Origin of the sequence: Mycolicibacterium lutetiense, assembly GCF_017876775.1 — a bacterium.
GTDB classification, from domain to species: domain Bacteria; phylum Actinomycetota; class Actinomycetes; order Mycobacteriales; family Mycobacteriaceae; genus Mycobacterium; species Mycobacterium lutetiense.
In genome coordinates, this window is record NZ_JAGIOP010000002.1 from 1,978,859 (window position 1) to 1,998,876 (window position 20,018).

Sequence of the window (20,018 nt, forward strand, 5' to 3'; positions counted from 1 at the left end):
CTATTCGACGGTGACGGACTTGGCCAGATTGCGCGGCTTGTCCACGTCGTACCCGCGGGCCCGGGCCACCCCGGCCGCGAACACCTGCAGCGGGATGGTCGAGAGCAACGGCTGGAAAAGCGTTGACACCGCCGGAATCTCGATCAGGTGATCGGCGTACGGCCGCACCGTGTCGTCGCCTTCTTCGGCGATGACGATGGTGACCGCACCGCGAGCCTGGATCTCCCGGATGTTCGAGAGCAGCTTGGCGTGCAGCATCTGCGCGTTCTTGGGTGACGGCATCACCACGATCACCGGAAGGTCGTCGTCGATCAGCGCGATCGGGCCGTGCTTGAGCTCACCGGCGGCGAAGCCCTCGGCGTGCATGTAGGCCAGCTCCTTGAGCTTGAGCGCACCCTCCAGGGCCACCGGGTAGCCGACGTGCCGGCCCAGGAACAGCACCGTGGGCGACTTCGCGAACCGTTGCGCCAACTGTCCGACCGGCTCGATGCCGGCCAGCACGCGACTGATCATGTCCGGCATGGCCTCGAGATCGTTGTACTCGCGCTCCACCTCGTCGGGGTACTTGGTCCCGCGGGCCTGCGCCAGGGCCAGCCCCACCAGGTAGTTCGCGGCGATCTGGGCCAGGAACGTCTTGGTGGCGGCCACACCGATCTCCGGCCCGGCCCGGGTGTAGAGCACCGCGTCGGCCTCGCGCGGGATCTGGCTGCCGTTGGTGTTGCAGATCGCCAGCACCTTGGCCTTCTGCGTCTTGGCGTGCCGCACCGCTTCCAGCGTGTCGGCGGTCTCGCCGGACTGCGAGATGGCGATCACCAGGGTGCTGCGGTCCAGCACGGGGTCGCGGTACCGGAACTCGCTGGCGAGCTCGACCTCGACGGGCAGCCGGGTCCAGTGCTCGATGGCGTACTTGGCCAGCAGACCCGAGTGGTAGGCGGTGCCGCACGCGACGATGAAGACCTTGTCGATCTCGCGCAGTTCCTGATCGCTCAGGCGCTGCTCGTCGAGCACGATGCGGCCGTCGACGAAATGCCCCAGCAGGGTGTCGGCGACCGCGGCGGGCTGCTCGGCGATCTCCTTGAGCATAAAGTAGTCGTAACCACCCTTTTCGGCGGCGTCGAGGTCCCAGTCGATGTGGAACTCCCGGTAGTCCTGGCCGGCCTGCAGATCGTCCCGGCCGAAGAAGTCGGTGATCCGGTAGCCATCGGCGGTCAGCACCACCGCCTGGTCCTGCCCCAGCTCGACGGCGTTGCGGGTGTGCTCGATGAATGCCGCCACATCGGAGCCGAGGAACATCTCGCCCTCGCCGATACCGACCACCAGCGGGGTGGACCGGCGCGCGGCGACGATCGTGCCCGGCTCGTCGGCATTGGCGAACACCAGCGTGAAGTGGCCTTCCAGGCGCTGCAGCACGGCGAGCACCGAGCCCACGAAGTCTCCGGCAGTGTCGCCCTTGGCGTACTCCCGCGCCACCAGGTGCACGGCGACCTCGGAGTCGGTGTCGCTGGCGAACTCCACACCGTCGGCTTCCAGCTCGGCGCGCAGGACGGCGAAGTTCTCGATGATGCCGTTGTGGACGACGGCGATCTTGCCTGCCGCATCGCGGTGCGGGTGGGCGTTGCGGTCGGTGGGGCGGCCGTGGGTGGCCCAGCGGGTGTGGCCGAGCCCGGTATTACCGGTCAGGACGCCCTCGTCGGTCTCGGCGAGGGCGGTTTCCAGGTTGGCCAGCCGCCCGGCCCGGCGCCGCATCGTCAACCCGCCGTTGCCGTCGATCAACGCGATTCCTGCGGAGTCGTAGCCCCGGTATTCCATCCGGCGCAGCGCGTCGACCACGATGCCCAGGGCCGGGCGAGCCCCGACGTAGCCGACGATTCCACACATAGGATCCCAGGGTAGTGCAGCCGGAGCGCTGGTCCGATTCTGCGCGACGGCTTTTGACGCAGATCACCGTGTTCGCACCCGGGCGCCGCTCAGGCTCCCTGCGCTACGGTCAACGCGTGGCCAGCACAAAGAAGCTCTTCGCAGGGTTGACCCGCCGCGGACCGCATCGAGTCCTGCGGGGCGACCTGGCGTTCGCCGGTATGCCGGGCGTGGTGTACACGCCCGAGTCCGGCCTGAACCTGCCCGGTGTGGTCTTAGGCCATGAGTGGATGACACGGTCGGACAACTACACGGGCACGCTCGAGCACCTGGCGTCCTGGGGCATCGTGGCGGCGGCACCCGATACCGAGACCAGCGTCGCTCCGTCGGTGCTCAATTTCGCCTTCGACCTGGGCGCAGCCCTCGAAATCATCACCGGGGTGCGGCTGGGTACGGGCAAGATCAGCGTGCACCCGGGCAAGCGCGGCGTGGTGGGGCACGGCTTCGGCGGGTCCGCGGCGGTATTCGCCGCCGCCGGAATGGGCGGTTCCACCCAGCGTCCCAAAGCGGTGGTGTCAATGTTTCCGACGGTGACCAAGCCGCCGGCCGAACAACCCGCGTCGACGTTGCGGGTACCCGGCCTGGTGCTCACCGCTCCCGGCGACCCGATGACACTGCGTTCGAACGCCGTGGAGTTGGCCCGGGCGTGGGACGGCGCGACGCTGCGGACGGTCAGCAAGGCACAGGCCGGCGGCCTGGTCGAGGGGCGCCGGTTGGCCCGGTTCATCGGGTTGCCCGGCGCCGACAAGGACACCCAGAAGATCGTGCGCGCCCTGCTCACCGGCTATCTGCTGGCGACGCTGACCGGCGATAAGACCTACCGCGATTTCGCCGATCCCGACGCCACGCTGCCCCACACCGAAACGGCCGACCCGAACGCCGATCCGGTGGCACTGGAGGACAAGGTCGTCGCGCTGCTCAAGCCGTGACGGGGCGTCAGCCCGCCTCTTTTGCCGACTTCCGCTCGGAGAGCTTGTACTTCACCAGCGCGACCAACGCCTTGGGATTACGGGCGAACGCGCCCGCGGCCTGCGCATAGAGTTTGGCCTTCTGCCCGGCTGTCAATTGGTGCTCTGGTTCCATTTTCGACTCTCCCCTGTCTGTTGATCGGCCTCGAACAGTAGCCTGCGCCTTCAGGCCGGCGACTCCTCCATACTCAACCAACCGGTTGATGGTGATATAACTCCTTCATGCGGACAGGCATCTTCCTCAGTTATTCGGGCGGCTTCAAAGAGGCAGCCGACCAAATCGTCGACCTGGAGAAGGTGGGCATCGACATCGCCCTGGTCCCCGAGGCCTACTCCTATGACGCGATCAGCCAGCTCGGCTACCTGGCCGCCAAGACTTCCACCATGGAACTCGGCACCGGGGTGGTCCCGATCTACACCCGCACGCCGGCGCTGATGGCGATGACCGCGGCCGGCGTGGACTACGTGTCCGACGGCCGGTTCCGCCTCGGCATCGGCACGTCGGGCCCGCAGGTGATGGAGGGCTTCCACGGCGTACCGTTCGACGCCCCGCTGGGCCGCACCCGCGAAGTGGTCGAGATCTGCCGGAAGGTGTGGCGCCGCGAGAACCTCGACTACGACGGCAAGTACTACCAGCTGCCGCTGCCCGCCGACCGCGGCACCGGACTGGGAAAGTCCCTGCACCTGATCAATCACCCGGTGCGTGAACGCATTCCGATCACCATCGCGGCACTGGGGCCGAAGAACGTCGAGCTGACCGCCGAGATCGCCGAAGGCTGGCAACCGGTGTTCTACCTCCCCGAGAAGGCCGACGACGTGTGGGGCGACGCCCTGCGCGCCGGCGCCGCCAAGCGCGACCCGGAACTGGGCCCGCTCGATGTCATGGTCAGCGCCAGCCTGGCCATCGGCGACGATGTCGACGATCGACTGGCCTGGGCGAAACCCCAACTGGCGCTGTACATCGGCGGGATGGGCGCCCGCGGGCAGAATTTCTACCACAAGCTGGCCACCCGGTACGGCTACGGCGAGGTCGCCGACCACATCCAGGACCTCTTCCTGGCCGGCAAGAAGGCCGAGGCCATCGCGGCGGTGCCCGACGATCTGGTGCGCAACGTGTCGCTCGTGGGACCGAAGGGCTTCGTCAAGGAACGCCTCGCCGCCTACGCCGAGGCCGGGGTCACCACAATGCTGGTGCACCCGATGGCCACTGATGCCGCCGAGACCATGAAGTTCTGCGAGGAACTGGTGGAGCTCACCCGATAGGGTCGCGGTGGTCAGCGGATTTGTGGGCCGAGCGGCTGCCGGTTGCCGCGTCCAGGAGCAGCGTTTCGAATAACCGGTTGACGCCATACATTTCACTTGGTTCGGTCACAGCTGCCGCGTGCGCGAATCCGTCGACGATCGCACCGATCACCCGCGCCACCTGAACCGGATCGAGATCGGCCGAGATCAACCCACCCCTCTGCCCCTCGATCACCGAGCGTGCCAGCGCGTCCGTGATCCGCGCCCCCTGCCGCGCGTAGGCTTCGGCCAACTCGTGGTGTCGACGCGCATCGATCGGCGCGGTCGCGACGAAACCGGCCAGGTCGGGAAACTCGCGGTTGATCCGTATCGATTCGGCCAGCGCGGTACTCAGCAGTTCGTGCATCGAATGCGGCCCAGAGATTGCCGGTGCGGCACTGGCCAGAATCTTGCCGTACACGTCATCGCATACTGCCGCGAACAAGTTGTTCTTCGTCCGGAAGTGGTAGTAGACCGAACCCGCTGTCACACCGGCCATCTCGGCGATCTGATTGTTGGTCGCGGCTCCGTAGCCGAGCTGGGCAAAGCACAGGCAGGCAGCTTCGATCACCCGTTGGCGGGTGTCGCCGCTATCGATGCCCGCGGGCCGCCCGGGTCCGGCCTTGGTGGTCATGGCCGAGCTCATCCGACCATCTTGACCCAGATACCCGATTGCCGGGGCGACTACGTCAGTTGTCAATGCCGACGTTCTGACGCTGCATGATCCACTCGCGCGCCCGCACCACGGTCGCCGCGGGGTCGAATGGCGCGGCGTCCCACGTGGTGGACCGCACCTCGCCACGGTCCCCATACCGCCGCATGATGTCGACGTGGTGCGGCAGCCCGATAAACCGCTGCAGCGCTTCAGTATCCGTCCACACCGAGATCGAGCCTCCCCGACCACCGACGGGCAGGCTCCACAACCACAGCCCGACGGCGCCCGGCATGGCGTACCACCCTTCCCTCATGCGCATTCCGTTGTAGGCAACACCGGGGAGGTGACGCAGCGAATGCGCGGCGTATTCGGTGACACTGACGACGACCGGGCCGTCGCCGGCGGGGGCCGGCCCAGGCATCCAGGACGTGACCAGCGGTCGGACGGCAGGTGAGGAGAAGTTGTTGATCGAAGTCATGTCATGACGATCGCTCCTAGTATTGGTATATGTCAGGATCCAATTCTGATCTAGATGAGCAGACCAATTCTGCTGACACCGGCTTTCCCCCGGACCTTCTACTCGCCCTGGACCGGACGTCCCGCGACGGACTGGCTGTCCAGCTGCAACACCAGCTGCGGTCGGGGATCCAACAGGGTCGGCTCATGGCGGGCTCGCTGCTGCCGCCGTCGCGCGTGTTGGCCGCACAGCTCGGGGTGGCGCGCAGCGTCGTCGTCGCCGCCTATGAACACCTGGTGGCCGACGGGTACCTGACCGGACACCAAGGGTCCGGAACCCGGGTGAGAACCGTTGCCCCACAACCACCTCCGCGCACACACCACGTCCGCAACCCCGCAGTCCCCTTGGGCGGCGGACTTCCCGACCCCGCGCTGTTCCCCCGTACCGAGTGGCTGCGGCACTATCGCAATGCCCTCACTGCAGCACCCAACTCCCAGTTGGGTTACCCCGGGCCGCTCGGTACCCGTCCGCTACGCGAAGCCCTCACCGAATATCTGGCCCGGATTCGCGGCGTCGTGGCCACGCCCGACCACACGATCGTCACGTCAGGTCTCACGCAAGGGATTACGCTGCTGGCCCGCGCGTTACGGGCCCGAGGATGCAACGCCATCGCCGTCGAGGACCCCTGTTTCGGATTTCACCGCGATGCCATCGCCCGCACCGGACTTCGCGTGACACAGGTACCGGTCGACGAGAACGGCCTCGATGTCGCCAGACTCGCCGAACTCGATGTCGGCGCAGTCCTGGTGGCACCGGCCCATTCCTATCCGACCGGTGTCGTTCTCGACACGGACCGCAGGGCGGCGTTGATCTCCTGGGCACGCCACCGCGACGCACTGATCATCGAAGATGACTACGACGCCGAATTCCGCTACGACAGAAGCCCGATCGGCGCCCTTCAAGGGCTCGCGCCGGAACACGTGGCGTATGCCGGCTGCGTGAGCAAGACGCTGTCCCCCGCCCTGCGAATCGGATGGATTGTGCTGCCGCCCTGGCTCGTCGAGCCGGTAGCAGCCGAGAAACTCTACGACGACATGGGCAACTCCGTGTTCGAGCAACTCGCCCTGTCCCGGTTCATCGGCACGGGCGGCCTGACCCGCCACCTGCGACGGGTGCGTTCGGTGTACCGCCGACGACGCGACGTCATGCTCGGGGCGATCAGCGCGTCGATGCCTCAGACGCAGCCCACCGGCATCGACGCGGGTCTGCACGTCTACCTTCGCTTGCCAACCGGGTCAGATGAGGATGCGATCGTCGCCGCCGCACGCGAACAGGGCCTGCGCCTGGACGGTGCCCGGTGGAACTGGGCCGACCCGGATTCCGCACCACCTGCCCTGGTGATCGGATACGGCGCACTCAGCGAGACAGCGATCCGCGACAGCGTCAGCCGGCTCGCGCCGATCCTGGCCCGGTTGGGGGGCCGTCAGACCCGTTAGCCGCGTCCGCCAACGGCAATACCCCGTCGACGGCGGCTGCCACGACCGAATCCCGCAGCGAGGTACAGCCGAGAAACACTCCACGACCGCCGTGGCCGGCCAGCGCCTCAGCGTCGCGGCGCTGCGGGCATTGCCCGGCCGCTGTGGCGTTCCACTGCACGCAGGTCTGCTGCCAACTGCTCTTGCGCGCCAGTACGACTGCGCCGCAGCGTCGGCAGGACACCGGCATCATCGGCAACTCTTCGAGCCGAGGATCGAGACGGACGGTCACGGCGCTGACCGGACGGTGGCGCGGGCAGCGAGGTTGTCTTCGATCTCCTGCGCCCACGCATGCCGAGCGCTCGTCGTGTCGATCTCGTATTCGAACCGGTCGACCATGTCGGCGGCCACGTCGTCAGCGTCCACGTAGAACTGTTCGTACCAACGGCGCAGCTGGTACACCGGCCCGTCCTCCTCGCACAGCAACGGGTTGTCGATGCGTGCCTTGGTTTTCCAGATCGCCACGTCCTGCTCGAAGCCGATCTTGACCCAATCGCCCAAGGCGATGGCGTTCTGCAGGGCCAGCGCTCCGGACACGCCCTCGGCTTTCTTGACGATGATGCCGTATTGCAGGACAAACGAATTCGCGTCGATCGGATAATGACAGTTGATCAGCACGCTGTGATGATCGGCGTCCGGATAGTGATATGTCAGGTCATCGATCATGAAGGCCGGTCCGTAGTACGACGCCACTGATGTGGTGCTGAGCATCGCCGAGCCGCCGACATCGTGGCGGTCGGCACGGCTATCCGCGTTCATGTACTGGGTCGCGATATGGCCTTCGAAGATGTTCTTGAAGTAGGTGGGCATCGATCCGTGGACGTAGAAGAAGTGCGCCATGTCCACCACGTTGTCCACCAACTCACGGCAGTTGGCATTGACGACCGTTGTGTACCAATGCCAATCGGTCCACTCATCGCTGGTGGCACCTTCGATGCGCGGAATCGTCGCATCGGCGGGCGGGGGTTTGCCCTCGGAATCGTTCCAGACGAACAGCATCCCGTCCTGCTCAAGGGTCGTCCAGGCGACGGTCCGGGCCAGCCGGGGTGCCCGCTTGCCGTACGGCACGTTCTTGCAGCGCCCGTCGCCGCCCCACCGCCAGTCGTGGAAGGGGCAGGCGATCTCGTTGCCCTTGACCTCGCCTTGGGACAGGTCACCGCCCATGTGCCGGCAATAGCCGTCGAGCACGTTGATCTTGCCGTCACCACTGCGGAATACGACAAGCTTCTGCCCGAATACGTTGATCGCGTGAGGCTCCCCGTCACCGAGGTCGCGAGTCAGTCCGAGGCAGTGCCAGCCACGCGCAAAACGCGCCGGCGGTGCTTCGGCTTCGATCTCGCGTACCTCGCACTCGGATTCCATGGACATCAAGGACCCCTCCGAAGTCTCGCGGCAACTGTGGTTCACGTCACAACCAGGTCTAACACTGAGGTTGCCCCTCCGGCGGCCAAAGTCCCACTGGCAGGGATCGAAATCCGATTCGACGCAGACGGCTAACCGCCCCACCTGCGGTAACTGGTCACGGCCCCGCCTGAGGCAACTCGTCGGCGGCGATCGCACACGGCGTGTCGCCGGCGGGCGCGGCGAGCGGTTCGGCGGCGGGCCCGGGCACCGTGGGCGGTGGCGCGACGGATTCGGGCACCTCCGTGGCCGCCGGCAGTGGATCCGGCTGCGATTCAGTCACTTCCACACCAGGATCCTCCTGCCCCGCAGGTTGCCCCTCGGCGGTGTCCTCGTCCTCGTCCTCGTCGGCCGCAGTCTCGTCGGAATCGTCGTTCGTGTCGTCTTCGGCCTCGTCGTGTGCGTCATCGTCAGCCCCCGGATCGATGTCTTCGTCCTCCAGACCACCGATGTCCTCGGGCAGATCATCGGCAGACGACCCGATCAGCCCGCCCAACAGGTCGGCCAATGACTGGCCGGTCCCCGTCAACCCAGACCCGATGTCGGGCATGCCACCGAGACCGGGCAGTCCACCGCCGCCGAGGCCCTGGCCGAGGCCCGCCGGCGAGGCAAAGGCGGGAGCCGCCGACTCACTGGGCGCTCCGGCCGCGACCATTGGTTCAGGCCCGACCGGCGGCCCGACCGGCGGAGCGCCGGCCGCCATCTCGACCGGCGGCATCCCGACAGGTGCCACCGGCGCGGTGAATCCCCCACGCGCACCGGCAACCGAAGACCGGTCGGCGGTATCGGCGGCCAAGGCCAGCGCGGGGTGCCGGGACTCGGGCGTCGACGGAAGCCAGACCGGCCCCAGCTCCCCCGGAATGCCGAACATCGGGGACACCTCGGCGCGCAACGCGGTGAGGGCTTGCGCGTACGCATCGGCCACCGCGCGTGTCATGCCGCGCATCGCGGTCAGCCACTCCCCGCCGATGTCGTTGGCTACAAACGGTTTCACCTGCGCGTCGATCAGTTCACTGGCCGCCGAACGGTCCCCCGCACCGGTGCTCACAGTGCGTGCCGCGGCGAGCCAGGTTCCACGCTGACCGGCCTGGCGCCCCTCGATCTGTATCGCAGCGGCCGCCTTGGCGTCGACCGCCTGCCACAGGTTGTCGCGCAACCGGCCCAAGGTGGCTGCGGCGCCGCGGATACCGGTGGCGACCTGAGCCGCGCAGCGCGCATGCCGGTCCAGAAAGCCCGTCGAAGCCCGAGCCCCGGCACCCTGCCACGCTTGGGACAGATCCTGGAAGTGGCTGCCCTGCAGCCGCTCTGCCTGCTCGGCCGCCGCAGCAGCAGCTGCCAGCGATGCGCATTCGGCATCCAGCACCCGTAGATCCAGGCCGTCCTCGGCGGCATACCAGTCGTGCACCTGGTCGCGATACCGCGTCAGGTCGGGGTGGGAGAAGCCGAGCAGCTGACAGGCCCAGACGTACTCAGCGATCGTGTCGACAGCGGACTGGCCCTCATCCAACCGGGCCGCGACATCAAGGCTGGGCACCACGGCTCAACCCACCCGAGCTGCAGCACGCGCATCGGCAGCCCAGTACCGATCGATGGAGCTGCGCAGCACGGCCGCGACCTCGGCGCTGGCCCGCGACCACCGACGCAACCCGTCCGTTACCTCGTCGACGGCGGTCCGCACCGCATCCCCGTCGGCAACGTGGTGACGCCCGGCGGAGGCGCCGTCGAATACCGGCCCGCGCAGACGGTCACGCACCACTGAATCGAGATCGGCGGCGACGGCGTCATATCCGGCGGCCACTGCCGCCAGTGCTGCGCCGTCGAGACTGGCGGCAGTTACATCTCCCATGCCCGGTTTAGACGCAGCCGGGCACCGTTCGGTTCCCTCAGGACGACTGGCCGCTGACCGAATCTGCCACGCGAACCGCGACCATCCGGGCCGTGTTCTCATCGGCGGCCTCGACCATCACCCGAACCACCTGTTCGGTACCCGAGGGCCGCAACAGGATTCGGCCGGTGTCGCCGAGTTCGGCCTCGGCCTGGGCCACCGCGGACTGCACGGACGGCGCTTTGGCCACCGCAGCCTTGTCCTCGACCGCGACGTTGATCAACACCTGCGGCAACGTACGCATCGGTGCGGCAAGCGCAGCCAAGGTAGTGCGGGTCTGAGCCATCCGCGACATCAGCCGCAGGCCGGTGACGATGCCGTCACCGGTCGTGCCGAAGCCGGGCAACACGATGTGACCCGACTGCTCACCACCGAGCGAGAACTCGCCGGCCCGCAGTTCCTCGAGCACATAACGGTCGCCGACACCGGTGGTGCGGACCTCGATACCGGCCGCCCGCATGGCTAGGTGCAAGCCCAGATTGCTCATCACTGTGGCCACCAACGTGTCGGAGGCCAACTCGCCGGCCTCCTGCATGGCCAACGCCAGCACCACCATGATCGAGTCGCCGTCGATGACCCGGCCCGTGGCGTCGACCGCCAGGCACCGGTCGGCATCACCGTCGTGGGCCAGCCCCAGATCGGCCCCGTGCTCGGCGACAGCGGCCTGCAGGACCTCCATATGGGTGGATCCGCAGCCGTCGTTGATGTTGAGGCCATTGGGGTCGGCGTTGATCGCAATGACATTGGCCCCGGCAGCCCGATAGGCCCGCGGAGCGGCTGCCGACGCCGCACCGTGTGCGCAGTCGACGACCACGGTGAGGCCTTCGAGCCGGGTGGTGACGGCCTTGCCTGCGTGCCGCAGGTAGCGGTCCAACGCGTCCTCGGCGTCCAGAACCCGGCCGATGCCGGCCCCGACGGGCCTGAGCCCGGGACCCGCGTGCACAAGTTCCTCGATGCGATCCTCGGCAGCGTCGTCCAGCTTGTGCCCGCCGGGACCGAAGATCTTGATGCCGTTATCGGGCATCGGGTTGTGCGACGCGGAGATCATCACCCCGAAACCTGCGTCATAAGCACTGGTCAGATACGCCACCGCGGGCGTCGGCAGGACGCCGACCCGCAGGACATCGACACCCTCACTGGTGATACCGGCAATCACCGCGGCTTCCAGCATCTCGCCGCTCGCCCGCGGATCGCGGCCCACCACGGCCACCCGCCGGCCATGCCCGGCAGAAGTGCCGAGACGCCGTGCCGCCGCCGAACCGAGTGCTACTGCCAGTTCAGCAGTCAGATCGCGATTGGCGACCCCGCGCACCCCATCGGTGCCGAACAGTCGACCCATGCCCTTAAACTTCTCATAATTGGCCGCCGTAGGCACAACCGACGAGGTCAGCGACCAGCCTGGTCCCCAATTGAGACCGCATCGAGATCACCGATCACCGCCCACGAATGGGCACGGGCGATGATCGGTGACACCTCGCTAGCGGGAACCGGTGTCTGACGACGAGTGGCTGCCGCCGGGCGCCATGGGTTCGGTTGTCGGCGCAAGGCTGTGCGGTGCGGTCCCCTCGGAGACGCCGCCCGGACGCTCAGTGGTGCCGTTCTGGCTGAACGAGATGGTCCCCAGATTGTTGGTGCAGACCACGTGGTCGCCGCTGTTCGCATCGACCCCCTGAACCGCGGTGGTCAACGATGCCGTGTCGGTGTTCTCGCACACCCCCGCAGCGATCTGCGCGGCCGCGGCGTCGTCGATGTTCTCCAGGACCGAGACGTTGCCGAGGGTGAGGTTGACCTTGCCGTCTCCGGCAGTTTCGGGCGCCGCGTTGGCGATACCCAGGCCGACGGTAAACAGCAGCGACCCGCCGAGCACGGCTCCCGCAGTGGCTGTCTTCACGAAGTTCCCCACAATTGCTCCTTCCGATAAGAAAGCGGCACCCCGGCCCCCGACGTCGATACGACGTCCACCGGTGGCAGGAAGGTCCTGCGAGCACAACCCTGCTGACACAAAGCGGCCCCCTGCTCTCCGCCCAGAGGACTTCCACGCCGTGGCGGTCCTCAAACTCGAATCCGCGAAAAATCTTGAGGGCGGTCGCGCGCCGCTTTCGGCACCAGGGTCGTGGCCGGGCCCCGACAACGACTCGGGTGTGGAAAACGACGCAGGTCAACACGCAAAAACAAACCCGCCGGGTGTGTACATGACACACCCGGCGGGTTCGTTCGGCCATAAAGGCGACAGATCAGCGCTTGCTGTACTGAGGAGCCTTACGGGCCTTCTTGAGGCCGTACTTCTTGCGCTCGATGGCACGCGGGTCACGCGTCAGGAAGCCCGCCTTCTTCAGTGCGGGCCGGTCCTCCGGCTGCACCAGGATCAGCGCACGGGCGATTGCCAGGCGCAGAGCGCCGGCCTGACCCGAGGGGCCACCACCATCGAGGTGGGCGAAGATGTCGAAGTGCTCGAGGCGGTCGACGGTCACCAGCGGGGCCTTGATCAGCTGCTGGTGCACCTTGTTCGGGAAGTAGTTCTCCAGGCTGCGGCCGTCCAGGTTGAACTGGCCGGTGCCGGGCACCAGGCGCACCCGCACCACGGCCTCCTTGCGGCGGCCGACGGTCTGGATGGGACGGTCGAGGATGATCGGCTCGCGGTACTCCTGCTCCGGCGCCTGCTCCTGCTCAACCACCTCGACGGTTTCGGTCACGGCTTCGACGACGTCGCCGTTCTCAATCGTTTCGGTCACTGGGCCACCTGCTTGATCTCGTACGGAACCGGCTGCTGAGCGGCGTGCGGATGATCCGGGCCGGCATAGACCTTGAGCTTCTTCTGAATCTGCCGACCAAGCTTGGTGTGGGGCAGCATGCCGATGATCGCGTTCTCGACGACGCGGGTCGGGTGCTTCTGCAGCAGGTCTCCGATGGAGCGCTTGCGCAGACCGCCCGGGTAACCCGAGTGGCTGTAAGCGAACTTCTTGGTGAGCTTGTCGCCGCTGACGGCGATCTTCTCGGCGTTGATGACGATGACGAAATCGCCACCATCGACATTCGGCGTGAATGTCGGCTTGTGCTTGCCGCGGAGCAGCTTGGCTGCTTCGACGGCGAGCCGGCCGAGCACCACGTCTTGGGCGTCGATGACGTACCACGAATGCGTGGTGTCACCCGCCTTCGGCGTGTACGTAGGCACAGCGCATACCTCTTCTATTCTCGGGTTGACTCCCGGTGACCCGGGTGCCGGTCGCGGCGCATGTACTCGGATTTCCCGGCGACCGACTTTGACCCGGGACCCGCTTGCCCTAGGGCAGCACACACCAACGGAGCAGCTTACCTGTGGGCTTCCGCGCAGGTCAAAACGCGCCTTCGGGAGGGTTCAGGTGAGTTCGGCGACAATCGAGCTACCGAGCGCCGAAGTTCGTGAGGTGTCCTTCAGATCGACGCCGGAGCGACCCAGCGCCAACGCACCGTCGACCAGTCCGGCCGCCACCCGCGCGGCTTCGGCGTATCCCAGGCCGTCGGGCGGGTGGATGTTGGAGATGCAGTTGCGGTCGGCGTCGGTGCGGCCGGGTATCGGCAGGTGGGTGAGGTAGATGCCGAGGCTGTCGGCCACGCTCAGCCCGGGCCGCTCCCCGATGATGACGAGCAGAGTTCGGACGCGCGACTGTGCCCCTATGTGGTCGCCGAGCGCGACCCGGGCCTGCGTCGCGATCACCGGCGGGGCCAGCGTGTAGCGGTCCCGCAACTCGGCCACCAACGCGGTGAGCAGCGTCGCGCCGTGACGATCGAGCGCAGTCGGCGACAATCCGTCGGCCAGCACGAAGCCGATGTCGGCCGGGGTGTCGGGCACAGCCGTGCCCTCCGCGGGTTCCCGGCCCAGATCGGGCCGGCGCAGATACTCGTCGCGTGAGCTGGCCTTGCTGGTCACCAGTGTCGGCTCACCGATGCCCACCGCACGAACCTCGTCGGCGACCTTGTCGACGTTCAGTGGCACATGTACGGCGTCGCGCGCCGCGGCATGCGCGGCGGCCAGCTCGAGCACCCGACGGGTCGGCAGCGCGTTGCCGGCCCGGCCCAGCCCGATCCGCGCTTGGGTCGTCCTGCGCAGTTCATCCCAGAACTCTTGAACCGCAACCTCATTGGAACTCATGATGTCTCCGCAGAAGTCAGGGACCGCAACACCGAGCGCTCCAGGTCGAACGGTGTCAGCTTGCCGGAGTCGTCGACCATGCCGACTCTGCGCAGCCATGCCTCGAACTCAGGGGCAGGCCGCAGGCCCAGGGTGCGCCGGGTGGTCAGCACGTCGTGGAACGACAAGCTCTGGTAGCCCAGCATCACGTCGTCGGCACCCGGCACGGTGATGACGAAGGCCACCTGCGCCGCAGCCAACAAGGTCAACAGGGTGTCCATGTCGTTCTGGTCGGCCTCGGCATGGTTGGTGTAGCAGACGTCGACGCCCATCGGCAGGCCCATGAGTTTGCCGCAGAAGTGATCTTCCAGCCCGGCGCGAATGATCTGCTTGCCGTCGTAGAGGTACTCCGGCCCGATGAACCCGACGACGGTGTTGACCAGCAGCGGCTGCAGGTCGCGGGCCACCGCGTAGGCGCGGGCCTCCAGCGTCTGCTGGTCCACCGGCTTGCCGCCGACGCCCAGGTGCGCACCGGAGCTGAGCGCCGACCCCTGACCGGTCTCCAGGTACATGACGTTGTCGCCGACGGTGCCGCGGCCCAGGCTGCGCGCCGCCTCATTACCTTCACGCAGGAGTTGCAGGTTCACCCCGAAGGCGGAGTTGGCCCCCTCGGTACCCGCGATGGACTGGAACATCAGGTCCACCGGCGCCCCGGCCTCGATCAATCCGATGGTGGTGGTGACATGGGACAACACGCAGGACTGGGCGGGGATGTCGTAGCGCGTGCGGATCGAGTCGAGCAGGTACAGCAGGTCGGCGGTGGCCTGCGGCGAGTCGGTGGCCGGGTTGATCCCGATCACCGCGTCACCGCAGCCCAGCAGCAGCCCGTCGAGCACCGCCGCCGCGATCCCCCGAGGGTCGTCGGTGGGGTGGTTGGGCTGCAGCCGGGTGGCCAGGGTGCCGCGGGTACCGACGGTGGTCCGGAACGCCGCGGTCACCTCCGCGGCGGCCGACACCGCGATCAGATCCTGGTTGCGCATGATCTTGCTGACCGCCGCAACCATTTCCGGGGTCAGCCCTGGCGCGACGGCGGCCAGCCGCTCGGCACTGTGATCGTGCGCCGTAACGTCCATCAGCCAGTCCCGCAGCCCGCCGACGGTCAGATGCGAGATCTCTGAAAAGGCTTGGCGATCATGACTGTCCATGATCAGCCGGGTCACCTCATCGGTGTCGTACGGCACCAGTTCCTCGTTGAGGAAGACGTCCAGCGGCAGGTCCGCGAGCACCCAGGCGGCCGCGGCGCGTTCACCGTCGTGCTCGGCCGCGCAGCCGGCGAGTTGATCGCCGGAACGCAGCGGGGTGGCCTTGGCCATCACCTCGACCAGACCGTCGAAGCTGTAGTTCACCCCCGAAACCTGCTGGTGGTAAATCATTTCAGCGCACTCTCCGCTTCCGCGAGCATCGCGAATTCCTCGTCGGGCGAGTTGGCCACCAGGCGATGACGGCTGTAGAGCGCGAAGTAGAGCATGAACACGGCGAACACCGCCAGGCACAGGCCCGCGGCGACCGGGTTGACCAGGAAGGTGGCGATGACCGCAAAGACCGCGATGACGAGCGCGATTCCGGTGGTGAACGCCCCGCCCGGGGTGCGGTACGGCCGTGGCATCTCGGGTTCACGGACCCGCAACACGATGTGGCTGGTCATCATCAGCACGTAGCTCAGTGCGGCGCCGAAGACGGCCATGTTGAGCAGCAGGTCACCCTGGCCGGTCAGCGACAGCAGGAAGCCGATGACGCCCGGGATGATCAGGGCCAGCGTCGGCGCCTTGCGCGTGTTGGTCACCGACAGGGCGGTGGGCAGGTACCCCGCACGAGACAGGGCGAAGAGTTGGCGCGAGTACGCGTAGATGATCGAGAAGAAGCTCGCGATCAACCCGGCCAGTCCGATGTAGTTGACCAGCTTCGAAGAGAGGCCGTGACCCAGCGCCTCGACGAGCGGATTGCCCGACGCCGACATCTGCTCGGCACCACCGGCACCGGTCGCCAGGACCAGCACCGTCGCGCAGGTCACCAGGAGCACACCCATCGCCGCGATGATGCCGCGCGGGACGTTGCGTTCCGGGTTGGCGGTTTCCTCGGCCGCCAACGGCACGCCCTCGATCGCGAGGAAGAACCAGATCGCGAACGGGATCGCAGCCCAGATCCCCAGGTATCCGTGCGGCAGCAGCGCCGACGCGCCGGCGGCGGCGTCGTCCACGGCGATGTTGGTCAGGTTCGACACGTCGAAATGGCCGACCGCGGCGATCGCGAACACCAGCAGGCCCAGTAGCGCGATCGCGGTGATGACGAACATGACCTTGAGCGCCTCACCCACACCGGACAGGTGGATGCCGATGAACAATGCGTACGCCGCGAGATACACCCACCAGCCGTTCGTGATGCCGAACAACCCGAGCGATTCGACATAGGCACCGATGAATGTGGCGATGGCCGCGGGAGCGATCGAATACTCGATGAGAATCGCTGTGCCGGTGGCGAATCCGCCCCACGGCCCGAGTGCGCGCCGGGCGAACGTATAGCCGCCGCCGGCCGCAGGCAGAGCCGACGACAGCTCGGCCATGCCCAGCACCAGGGCCAGGTACATGCCGGCGATGATCACCGCGGCGATCGCCAGGCCACCGAAACCGCCCTGCGCCAGCCCGAAATTCCACCCGGAATAGTCGCCGGACACCACGTAGCTGACGCCAAGGCCGGCCAGCAGCAGCCAGCCCGCACTTCCGGATTTGAGCTGACGTTTCTGTAGATAGTCAGCACTCTCCAGGTGTTCTTCCACACCTGCCATGTCGAACTCCTTCACTGCGTGGTCGAATCATGTAGTCCGACAATGTATTTACTGAGTAACTAGCGCGGCGGAGCCATCGGCTTCATCGACTACCGGTAGTCGATGACGACCCGACCGTCGATCTGCCCACGTTCCATCCGACCGAACACCTCGTTGATCTGATCCAGTGACGTCGTCTCGACGACCGGGTGGATCAGGCCGCGGGCGTAGAAGTCCAGCGCCTCGGCCATATCCTGACGGGTACCCACGATCGAGCCGCGGATCGTCAGGCCCTTGAGCACGATGTCGAAGATGGGTGCCGGGAAATCTCCGGGCGGAAGACCGTTGAACACGATGGTGCCTCCACGCCGGGCCAGCCCGATGGCCTGGCCGAACGCCTGCGGATGCACCGCCGTGACGAGCACTCCGTGTACCCCACCGGTCGCCTTCTGCACCTCCTCGACCACATCGGAGGTCTTGGCGTTCACCGTCACCTCGGCGCCGAACCGGCTCGCCAGCGCGAGCTTGGCATCGTCGATGTCGATGGCGACGACCCGCAGACCCATCGCCCGGGCATACTGCACGGCGATGTGCCCCAGTCCCCCGACACCGGAGATCGCCACCCACTGGCCCGGCCTGGTGTCGGTCACCTTCAGGCCCTTGTAGACCGTCACGCCGGCACACAGGATGGGTGCCACCTCGACGAGGTCGACGTTGTCGGGGATGCGGGCGGCGTAGGCGGTGTTGACCAACATGTAGGAGCCGAAACTGCCGTCGACGCTGTAGCCGCCGTTGCGCTGCTGCTCGCACAGGGTCTCCCACCCGGTACGGCAGTACTCACAGCTGCCGCACGCCGACCACAGCCACGCATTGCCGACCTTGTCACCGACCTTGAGGTCCGTCACCCCGGGCCCCAGCGCCACCACCGTGCCGCACCCTTCGTGACCCGGCACGAAGGGCGGGCTGGGCTTCACCGGCCAATCGCCATGTGCGGCATGGAGGTCGGTGTGGCAGACGCCCGAGGTCTCGAGCTTGACCAAGGCCTCACCCGGACCGGGCGTGGGCAACTCAAGATCGGAAACCTGCAGCGGCGCACCGAATTCGGTGACGACCGCGGCGCGCATGATGCCGGCACTGCCGGCACTGACACCGTCGTCGAGAGTCTGGGTCATGAGTCATTCCGTTCGTGAAAGATGTTCCTGTCGGCCGATTCTTGTTGTTATCCGGTTGTGTGATCTCTCAGGCAGTACCGTTGCCACAACGCTTCAGGCCGTCACGCTCAGAAGAAGCCCTGGGCCTTGTTGCCGTAGCTCACCAGCAGGTTCTTGGTCTGCTGGTAGTGGTCGAGCATCATCTTGTGGTTCTCCCGGCCGATACCGGACTGCTTGTAGCCGCCGAACGCCGCATGTGCGGGGTACTGGTGGTAGCAGTTGGTCCACACCCGACCGGCCTTGATGTCCCGGCCTGCGCGGTAGGCGGTGTTGCCGTTGCGGCTCCACACGCCGGCGCCCAGGCCGTAGAGGGTGTCGTTGGCGATCGAGATGGCGTCGTCGTAATCCTTGAACGACGTGACCGCCACGACCGGACCGAAGATCTCCTCCTGGAAGAGCCTCATCTTGTTGTGGCCGGTGAAGATCGTCGGCGCCATGTAGAAGCCGCCGTTGAGGTCGCCACCCAGATCGGCCCGCTCACCACCGGTGATCAGTTGGGCACCTTCGGATTTTCCGATCTCGATGTAGGACAGGATCTTCTCCAGCTGGTCGTTGGAGGCCTGCGCGCCGATCATCGTCTCGGTGTCCAGCGGGTCGCCCTGGCGCACGGCCTTGGTGCGGATGGCGGCCAGTTCCAGGAACTCGTCGTAGATGTCAGCCTGGATCAGCGACCGCGACGGACAGGTGCACACCTCACCCTGATTCAGGGCGAACATGGTGAACCCTTCCAGTGCCTTGTCCTGGAAGTCGTCGGCAGCGGCCAGCACATCAGAGAAGAAGATGTTCGGGCTCTTGCCACCGAGCTCGAGGGTCACCGGGATCAGGTTCTGGCTGGCGTACTGCATGATCAGCCGACCTGTGGTGGTCTCACCGGTGAAGGCGATCTTGGCGATCCGGGGGCTCGAGGCCAGCGGCTTGCCACACTCGACACCGAATCCGTTGACCACGTTGATCACACCGGCGGGCAGCAGGTCACCGATCAGCGACATCAGGTAGAGCACCGAAACCGGGGTCTGCTCAGCCGGTTTCAGCACCACCGCATTGCCCGCGGCCAGCGCCGGGGCCAGCTTCCACACCGCCATCAGGATGGGGAAGTTCCAGGGGATGATCTGGCCCACCACGCCGAGGGGCTCGTGGAAGTGGTAGGCGACGGTGTCTTCGTCGATCTGCGACAGCGAACCTTCCTGGGCGCGCAGCACACCGGCGAAGTACCGGAAATGGTCGACCGCCAGCGGGATGTCGGCGTTCAGCGTCTCGCGGATCGGCTTGCCGTTGTCCCACGACTCGGCCAGCGCCACGGATTCGAGATTCTCCTCGATCCGGTCGGCGATCTTGTTGAGGACGATCGCACGCTCGGCGGGCGAGGTCTTGCCCCACGCCGGCGCAGCCGCGTGCGCGGCATCCAGGGCCTTCTCGACATCGGCCTCGGTGGAGCGGGCCACCTCGCAGAACACCTGACCCGTGACCGGCGTCGGGTTCTCGAAATAGCGGCCCTCCACGGGCGCGACCCACTGTCCGCCGATGAAGTTGTCGTAGCGGGACTCGAAGGACATCACGGCGCCATCGGCACCCGGACGGGCATAAACAGTCATGGCAATCTCCTGCATTCGGACACCGAAAATGTGTCGGTGATCACTAAAGGTAGTCAGGAGTACGTTGCAGCACAGTTGCACAGATAAACGGAACGTTGCAGATCCCAGAAGACTGGGCTGTCCACCTCGGAATGCCGGGAATCAGCACGTCGGCGGGCCGACAAATTCAGCACGTCGGCGGGCCGAC

20 protein-coding genes are annotated in these 20,018 nt (G+C 66.7%); 3 read left to right on the forward strand and 17 right to left on the reverse strand.

What is annotated here, in order from left to right:
* Entirely contained in the window at nt 1–1,878 is a 1,878-nt protein-coding gene (gene glmS, locus JOF57_RS18810; RefSeq protein WP_209918928.1) for a glutamine--fructose-6-phosphate transaminase (isomerizing), read from the reverse strand.
* Nucleotides 1,879–1,994: 116 nt separating this feature from the next.
* On the opposite strand from glmS, the gene JOF57_RS18815 reads away from it, so the two are divergent.
* Nucleotides 1,995–2,846 (forward strand): dienelactone hydrolase family protein, encoded by an 852-nt coding sequence (locus tag JOF57_RS18815; protein WP_209918929.1) that lies wholly within the window; start codon nt 1,995–1,997, stop codon nt 2,844–2,846.
* 7 nt (nt 2,847–2,853) lie between these two features.
* Here the strand turns inward: JOF57_RS18815 and JOF57_RS18820 are convergent, their stop codons facing one another.
* On the reverse strand, nt 2,854–3,000 hold the full coding sequence (locus tag JOF57_RS18820; protein WP_163664037.1) for a hypothetical protein: 147 nt from the start codon (nt 2,998–3,000) through the stop codon (nt 2,854–2,856).
* Nucleotides 3,001–3,107: 107 nt separating this feature from the next.
* Here JOF57_RS18820 and JOF57_RS18825 point away from each other — a divergent pair, with 107 nt between their 5' ends.
* On the forward strand, nt 3,108–4,148 hold the full coding sequence (locus JOF57_RS18825; protein ID WP_209918930.1) for an LLM class F420-dependent oxidoreductase: 1,041 nt from the start codon (nt 3,108–3,110) through the stop codon (nt 4,146–4,148).
* On the opposite strand, the gene JOF57_RS18830 is transcribed toward JOF57_RS18825, so the two are convergent.
* Nucleotides 4,138–4,812, reverse strand: a complete 675-nt coding sequence (locus tag JOF57_RS18830) for a TetR/AcrR family transcriptional regulator (protein ID WP_209918931.1) — start codon at nt 4,810–4,812, stop codon at nt 4,138–4,140. The two genes, JOF57_RS18825 and JOF57_RS18830, sit on opposite strands and share 11 nt — an antisense overlap.
* Before the next feature lie 43 nt (nt 4,813–4,855).
* Nucleotides 4,856–5,299, reverse strand: a complete 444-nt coding sequence (locus tag JOF57_RS18835) for a hypothetical protein (RefSeq protein ID WP_209918932.1) — start codon at nt 5,297–5,299, stop codon at nt 4,856–4,858.
* A 29-nt stretch (nt 5,300–5,328) separates the two neighbouring features.
* Between JOF57_RS18835 and pdxR the strand changes: the two genes are divergently transcribed.
* Nucleotides 5,329–6,774, forward strand: coding sequence for a MocR-like pyridoxine biosynthesis transcription factor PdxR (gene pdxR / locus JOF57_RS18840; protein WP_209918933.1), 1,446 nt, complete (start codon nt 5,329–5,331; stop codon nt 6,772–6,774).
* Here pdxR and JOF57_RS18845 read toward each other — a convergent pair.
* The 13 genes from JOF57_RS18845 to adh form a co-directional block, all read right to left on the reverse strand.
* Complete coding sequence (locus JOF57_RS18845) at nt 6,722–7,006, reverse strand: ferredoxin (RefSeq protein ID WP_234938666.1); 285 nt, start codon at nt 7,004–7,006, stop codon at nt 6,722–6,724. The two genes, pdxR and JOF57_RS18845, sit on opposite strands and share 53 nt — an antisense overlap.
* Nucleotides 7,007–7,041: 35 nt before the next feature.
* Nucleotides 7,042–8,181 (reverse strand): 3-ketosteroid-9-alpha-monooxygenase, oxygenase component, encoded by a 1,140-nt coding sequence (locus JOF57_RS18850; RefSeq protein WP_209918935.1) that lies wholly within the window; start codon nt 8,179–8,181, stop codon nt 7,042–7,044.
* Between the two features lie 151 nt (nt 8,182–8,332).
* The gene (locus JOF57_RS18855; RefSeq protein ID WP_307870050.1) at nt 8,333–9,748 is read right to left on the reverse strand and encodes a hypothetical protein; all 1,416 of its coding nucleotides are present in this window, start codon (nt 9,746–9,748) and stop codon (nt 8,333–8,335) included.
* A 6-nt stretch (nt 9,749–9,754) separates the two neighbouring features.
* Nucleotides 9,755–10,060 (reverse strand): type VII secretion target, encoded by a 306-nt coding sequence (locus tag JOF57_RS18860; protein WP_209918938.1) that lies wholly within the window; start codon nt 10,058–10,060, stop codon nt 9,755–9,757.
* Between the two features lie 37 nt (nt 10,061–10,097).
* On the reverse strand, nt 10,098–11,438 hold the full coding sequence (glmM, locus tag JOF57_RS18865) for a phosphoglucosamine mutase (protein ID WP_209918939.1): 1,341 nt from the start codon (nt 11,436–11,438) through the stop codon (nt 10,098–10,100).
* Nucleotides 11,439–11,576: 138 nt separating this feature from the next.
* A complete protein-coding gene (locus JOF57_RS18870) occupies nt 11,577–11,990 on the reverse strand; it encodes a hypothetical protein (protein ID WP_209918940.1) in 414 nt (137 codons plus the stop codon).
* 343 nt (nt 11,991–12,333) lie between these two features.
* Nucleotides 12,334–12,819, reverse strand: coding sequence for a 30S ribosomal protein S9 (gene rpsI, locus JOF57_RS18875; RefSeq protein WP_209923494.1), 486 nt, complete (start codon nt 12,817–12,819; stop codon nt 12,334–12,336).
* Between the two features lie 8 nt (nt 12,820–12,827).
* On the reverse strand, nt 12,828–13,271 hold the full coding sequence (rplM, locus tag JOF57_RS18880) for a 50S ribosomal protein L13 (protein WP_209918941.1): 444 nt from the start codon (nt 13,269–13,271) through the stop codon (nt 12,828–12,830).
* A 183-nt stretch (nt 13,272–13,454) separates the two neighbouring features.
* On the reverse strand, nt 13,455–14,228 hold the full coding sequence (eutC, locus tag JOF57_RS18885) for an ethanolamine ammonia-lyase subunit EutC (protein ID WP_209918942.1): 774 nt from the start codon (nt 14,226–14,228) through the stop codon (nt 13,455–13,457).
* Nucleotides 14,225–15,640 (reverse strand): ethanolamine ammonia-lyase subunit EutB, encoded by a 1,416-nt coding sequence (locus JOF57_RS18890; protein WP_209918943.1) that lies wholly within the window; start codon nt 15,638–15,640, stop codon nt 14,225–14,227. The genes eutC and JOF57_RS18890 overlap by 4 nt, the downstream gene beginning before the upstream one ends.
* The gene (gene eat, locus JOF57_RS18895) at nt 15,637–17,049 is read right to left on the reverse strand and encodes an ethanolamine permease (protein ID WP_209918944.1); all 1,413 of its coding nucleotides are present in this window, start codon (nt 17,047–17,049) and stop codon (nt 15,637–15,639) included. The genes JOF57_RS18890 and eat overlap by 4 nt, the downstream gene beginning before the upstream one ends.
* 89 nt (nt 17,050–17,138) lie before the next feature.
* Nucleotides 17,139–18,200, reverse strand: a complete 1,062-nt coding sequence (gene adhP / locus JOF57_RS18900) for an alcohol dehydrogenase AdhP (protein ID WP_209918952.1) — start codon at nt 18,198–18,200, stop codon at nt 17,139–17,141.
* A gap of 107 nt (nt 18,201–18,307) precedes the next feature.
* Nucleotides 18,308–19,831 carry an aldehyde dehydrogenase gene (gene adh / locus JOF57_RS18905; protein WP_209918954.1) on the reverse strand — a complete coding sequence of 508 codons (1,524 nt, stop codon included), beginning with the start codon at nt 19,829–19,831 and terminating at the stop codon, nt 18,308–18,310.
* Between the last annotated feature and the right edge of the window lie 187 nt (nt 19,832–20,018).